General features: G+C 68.1%; 5 protein-coding genes. 3 read left to right on the forward strand and 2 right to left on the reverse strand.

Annotated features, from left to right (window positions below; genetic code table 11):
* Both AC1D1S_RS18955 and AC1D1S_RS18960 read left to right on the forward strand, forming a co-directional pair.
* On the forward strand, nt 1-869 hold an 869-nt coding region (locus AC1D1S_RS18955), incomplete at its 5' end, for an alpha/beta hydrolase (RefSeq protein ID WP_476995191.1).
* Nucleotides 866-3,484, forward strand: a complete 2,619-nt coding sequence (locus AC1D1S_RS18960; protein ID WP_476995192.1) for a bifunctional lysylphosphatidylglycerol flippase/synthetase MprF — start codon at nt 866-868, stop codon at nt 3,482-3,484. The genes AC1D1S_RS18955 and AC1D1S_RS18960, both read left to right, overlap by 4 nt.
* Before the next feature lie 179 nt (nt 3,485-3,663).
* Here AC1D1S_RS18960 and AC1D1S_RS18965 read toward each other — a convergent pair whose 3' ends face one another.
* The gene (locus AC1D1S_RS18965) at nt 3,664-3,867 is read right to left on the reverse strand and encodes a cold-shock protein (protein ID WP_011692441.1); all 204 of its coding nucleotides are present in this window, start codon (nt 3,865-3,867) and stop codon (nt 3,664-3,666) included.
* A gap of 288 nt (nt 3,868-4,155) precedes the next feature.
* On the reverse strand, nt 4,156-4,851 hold the full coding sequence (gene nucS, locus AC1D1S_RS18970; protein ID WP_476995193.1) for an endonuclease NucS: 696 nt from the start codon (nt 4,849-4,851) through the stop codon (nt 4,156-4,158).
* Between the two features lie 81 nt (nt 4,852-4,932).
* Here nucS and AC1D1S_RS18975 point away from each other — a divergent pair, with 81 nt between their 5' ends.
* On the forward strand, nt 4,933-5,304 hold the full coding sequence (locus AC1D1S_RS18975) for a hypothetical protein (RefSeq protein WP_028276058.1): 372 nt from the start codon (nt 4,933-4,935) through the stop codon (nt 5,302-5,304).
* Nucleotides 5,305-5,360 lie beyond the last annotated feature (56 nt).

Below are 5,360 nucleotides of genomic sequence, written 5' to 3' on the forward strand. Positions count from 1 at the left end.
AGGCCGGCCTGACGCGCGCCGCCGGCGCCCCTGCCGCCACCGGGCTCGCCCACTGGCAGGCGCCCGCCCACCTTCCCGACGGCGTCATCCGCAAGGCGGTCATCCCGGGCACCGTCTCCGGCTTCCAGAGCAGGGACGCCTACGTCTATCTCCCTCCGGCCTACCTGGGTTCCCCCCGGCCCGCGCTGCCGGTGCTGGTCCTCTTTTCCGGCCAGCCGGGAGGTCCTGCCGACTGGCTGACCGGCGGCGCACTCCGGAGCCGGCTCGACCGGTTCGCCGCGGAGCACGCCGGGGTGGCGCCGGTAACGGTGGTGGTCGATCCCAACGGCTCGGCCGCGGGAAACACGCTGTGCATGGACAGCCGGATTGCCCAGGCGGACACCTTCCTGGCGCGGGACGTGCCGGACTGGATCAASCGCACGCTCGACGTCGACCCGGATCCCCGCCAGTGGGCCGCGGGCGGCTTCTCCTTTGGCGGCACGTGCGCCATGCAGATGGTCACGAGGCATCCGGACGTCTACAGCGCCGCGCTGGCCTTCTCCAGCGAGGAGGAGCCTGCCCTCGCGAAGGTGCGGGCCAAGACCATTGAGGCCTCCTTCGGCGCCGACGCCGCGGCCTTCGACCAGCTGACCCCGCTGCGCGTCATGGCGGAACACCGCTTCGACGGCCACGGCGTGTATTTCGCCGCCGGAGACCGCGACCCGCAGTTCACCGGCCACATGGACGCGCTCTCCGAGGCGGCACGCCGGGCCGGGTTCRGCGTCGAAACACACCGGATCGCCAACGCGGGGCACTCCTGGGACGTGGCATCCGGCGGCCTTCCCGGCGGCCTGGACTTCCTGGCCCGACGCTGGGGGATCGAGCCATGAGCCAGGCCAAGACCGGCAGTAACCGGACCGCGGCGGGCCCGGGCCCGGAGATCCCGCCGCTGCAGGGTGTCTGGCGCCAGGGCCTGCGCCGGACGCTGGCGCACTTCCGTGCCGTACCCTTCACGCTGGCGGTCCTTGCGGCCTTCCTCGGTGTCGGGGCCGTCACGGGCAGCTTCCTGTCTGGCCCGCCCGGCGCCCTCTTGCCCGTAGCGTCCGTCAACGCTTCGGGGCTGAAGGCGGGGCACTGGTGGTCCTTGTTCACCTCGCTGTTCTTCGCCACCAACCTGCTGGCCTACCTGACCGCATCACTGATGATCCTCCTGCTGCTGGGACTCGCTGAACGGCATCTGGGGACCCTGCGGACGGCCGTATTCTTCTTTGTAGGCCAGTTCGCTGCGGTGACGGTGTTCCTGCTGGTCACCCAGCTGGCCCGGTACATTGGCGACGGCTGGCTGGGGCTCATGGTCAACGCCCGGCTGATCGGCCCCTACGCCGCCGTCCTGGCCGTGGCCCTGGCCGCCAGCGGCCTGCTTCCCACGCTGTGGCAACGCAGGCTGCGGACCGCCGGCCTGTCCGCGTCCCTGCTGCTGGTGCTCTACGTCGGGCATCCGGAGACAGTGGTTGGGCTCGCCGGTGCCCTTGCCGGCCTGGCCGCGGGCTGGTGGATCCAGGGCGACCGGGGGACCCTGCACCGGCACCGTTCAACCGGACGCGAGACACGCAACCTGCTGGCGCTCACGGTCGCGATCTTCGCGGTGGGGCCGATCCTCACGGCCGCCGTCAGCAGCCCCACCGGGCCCCTGGCCCTGTTGCGCGACGTCGTGCTGAACCCGCTGCCCACACTGGGCCAGCTGGAGGAAAACTGCGGCGGCACGGTGGACGTCAGCTGCCTGGAGGCCGGCCGCGCCGGACTCGCCGGTCCGCTGGGCCTCGCGCTGGCGGTTGTCCCGGTGATCCTGCTGCTGATCTGTGCGGACGGCATGCGGCAGGGGCGCCGCCTGGCCCTGCGGATCGCGATCATCGTCCAGCTCGGCGTGACAGCCCTGGCCGCCGTGTACCTGGCCCTGTTCGCCCGGATTCCGCACTACGCCAGCCAGCCGCACACGGCCGTGATGGGCTCAGGCTTCGTCCGCGTCCTGCCGCTCGTCGCCGTTCCGTTGCTGCTCGTTGTGCTGCTGTGGCTTAACCGCCGGCAGTTCAGGGTGGAGACTGCTCCGCGGGCCAGGCGGACTCTGGGCATCGTGGTCGGGGGCACGTGGCTGGTGCTCGCCGGGGCCTATTCGGTGGCCTGGCTCGCCGCCGGCGGGATCGACCGCGACGGGGGAGTGCTGGGCCTCGCGGCGGAACTCGCCCGGCAGTACCTGCCGCTGCCCATTCCGGGCGCCTACAGCCGGTTGTTCCAGAACCGCAACGCCGTCGAGTCATTTCTGTTCGCCTATGCCGGCATCATCTTCTGGGGGGTGGCCCTGGCGGCGGTCTGGCTGGTGCTGCGGCGGCGGCTGCACGGTACCGGACACAGCACCGACGTCGGCTCCGGGGACCGGGACACGGCCCGTGACCTGATCCGCCAAGGCGGGGACTCACTGTCCTGGATGGCCCTCTGGGAACCGAACAAATACTGGTTTACGCCGGACCGGCGCGGCGGCRTGGCCTATCAGCAGCACGGCAACGTGGCCCTGACGCTGGCGGGCCCGTTCGGATCCGCTGCCCTCCGCGAGGAGACCGCAGCGGGTTTCATGCGCTACTGCGCCGAACACGCCCTGATCCCGTGTTTCTACTCCTGCACCGCCGAACTCTGGCCGATGCTCCGGGCCCGCGGATTCCGCCGCGTGGCCGTGGCCCAGGAAACCAGGCTCGCCGTGCGCGAACTCGAGTTCAAAGGCAAGGAATGGCAAAACGTCCGCACCGCCCTGAACCGTGCCGCGAAGACCGGTGTCCAGGCCGTATGGGGGCGCTACAGCGAATTCCCGGCCCCGCTGCGGACCCAGCTCAGCGAGGTCTCCGAAGAATGGGCGGCGCAAAAGCACGTGCCGGAGATGGGCTTCACGCTCGGCAGCATCGACGAGCTCGACGACGACGAGGTGCTGTGCTGCCTGGCGGTGGACGCCTCCGGACGCGTGCAGGGCGTTACGAGCTGGCTGCCGGTGTACGAGCACGGACAGCTCGTGAGCTGGACCCTGGACTTCATGCGCCGGCGCGGCGACGCGTTCCCTGGTGTCATGGAGTTCCTCATTGCTTCCGCCGTGCTGGAACTCAAGCGCACGGTTGAGGTGATCTCCCTGTCCGGATCGCCGCTGGCGAAGGACCGTGACGGAGACATTGCCGGCGCCAGCGACTCGGGCAGCGACTCCGGCAGCGATTCCGGCGGCAGCGACGCCGGGCCGGAGGGGCTGGCCGGGATCCTGGACGTGGTGGGCAGGGCCCTGGAACCCGTCTACGGCTTCCGCTCGCTGGCGACCTTCAAGTCGCGTTTCAAACCGGACTACCGCACGCTGTACCTCTACTACCAGGATCCGTTGCAATTGCCGGCGATGGGCCGGGCCCTGAGCCGCGCGTACCTTCCCGGGTTGTCCGTCCGGCAAAGTGCCCGGCTGCTGCGCACTTTGGTGCGTTAGGCAGGGCCCTGCGGGTTAGTGCCCGGCGTTAGTGCGGAATTCGGCCGAAGAATGCACCGGGCCAATGCGGACGACCTGAAACACCGCGCCGAAGAATGCACAAAAAAATGATCCCCGGCACTAATGCCGGGGATCATTCCTGGTGCCGGAAATGCCCTAAAGCACTTCCCGGCGGCAGACTAGACCAGCGTTACGCCGGTGGCCTGGGGGCCCTTGGCGCCCTGGCCGATCTCGAACTGAACACGCTGGTTCTCGTCGAGGGTCTTGAAGCCACCGGTCTGGATCTCGGAGTAGTGAACGAAGACATCGCCATCGGAGTCATCCGGGGTGATGAAGCCGAAGCCCTTTTCTGCGTTGAACCACTTGACGGTTCCCTGAGCCATTTGTTTCTCCTCATTGTGGATCTTGAATAAATCCGGCGCACTTCGCACCGGACTTGGTCACTCTGCGAGAAGAACCTTTGGCAACGGAACCGGATTCACGGACCGTGGCGGCAGGAGCTTCACGCTCGCAACATGTCTTGCGAGCATGAAAAACACCTACACAAAGACTCGTATAAGAATTTCATGACACTTGCGTCAGGTCAACGGGCGAACGGAAGAATTGCATAAAAATTGTGCAAAGAACGTCTTAACGCGAATCGCCGCCACAGAAAGCCTGCCGCAGGGTGCTTAAAAGAGCCGGGATTCGCTGTCGTCAACGCCGCGCATGGCGTCGTAGTCCAGGGTCACGCAGTCGATTCCGCGGTCCTTGGCGAGGACCTTGGCCTGCGGCTTGATCTGCTGGGCTGCGAAGATTCCCCGGACAGGGGCCAGCAGCGGGTCCCGGTTCAGCAGTTCCAGGTACCGGGTGAGCTGCTCGACGCCGTCGATGTCCCCCCGGCGCTTGAGCTCAATGGCCACGGTGGCGCCATCCGCGTCCCGGGCAAGGATGTCCACGGGGCCGATCGCGGTGAAGTACTCGCGGCGGATCAGCGAGAACCCGGTGCCCAGCAGTTCGATCTGGGCGGCCAGGAGCCGCTGGAGGTCCGCTTCGACGCCGTCCTTGATCAGGCCGGGGTCCTGGCCCAGTTCGTGGGAGGTATCGTGCAGCTGCTCGTGGATGTTGATGATGAGCCGGTCATCGGTCTTGGCCGACTGGACCGTCCACTGTTCGACGACGCCGACCTCGACGTCGACCTCATCGGGTGTGGAGACCCGCAGGGACGCAGGAGGGCTCATCCAGTTCAGCGGCTTGTAGGACCCGCCGTCGGAATGGACCAGGACCGAACCGTCGGCCTTGACCAGCAGCAKCCTGGTGGCCAGCGGCAGGTGGGCTTTGAGGCGGCCGACGTAATCAACGGAGCAGCGGGCTATGACTAAACGCACCCGGTCAACTCTACCGCCTGCGCGGGCGGCGGCTTGGCGGCCCGGCAACGGGCGGCAGCCGGACTGGGGCAGAATGGAGGCATGCCCCGTTCCAACCGACCCCGCCGCGCCGGTTCTGCGAAGACAGGCTCCGGCAAGGGCACAGCGCCCGGAAAGAGCAAAGCCGCCGGAGCCAAGCACGGACCGGCACCGGAACTTGACCTGGAGCGCGCCCGCTCGGGTTTCGCCCGCCGGGAGAGCGCACCGGACGGCGAATGGATGGTCCGCCCCATCACCGCGGGCCGCGCCGAGAAGACCTACATCTGCCCGGGCTGCTCCACCGCCGTGCTGCCGGGAATCGCCCACCTGGTGGTCTGGTCCGAGGACCATCTCTTTGGCGCCGCCGCGGGTCTCGCCGAGCGGCGCCACTGGCACAGCAACTGCTGGACTTCGCGGAGCTACCGGTATCGCTAAGCTGGTCAGCATGAGCTTTGATCCCGCGTCCTACGTCTTCACCCAGCCCTCTGCTC

The organism is Arthrobacter sp. P1_A5, from assembly GCF_056406825.1.

What these genes read in the sequence shown, in the direction of transcription:
- AC1D1S_RS18965 (WP_011692441.1), bottom strand. Translation starts at nt 3,867, where the DNA reads ATGGCTCAGGGAACCGTCAAGTGGTTCAACGCAGAAAAGGGCTTCGGC.
- AC1D1S_RS18975 (WP_028276058.1), top strand. Translation starts at nt 4,933, where the DNA reads ATGCCCCGTTCCAACCGACCCCGCCGCGCCGGTTCTGCGAAGACAGGC.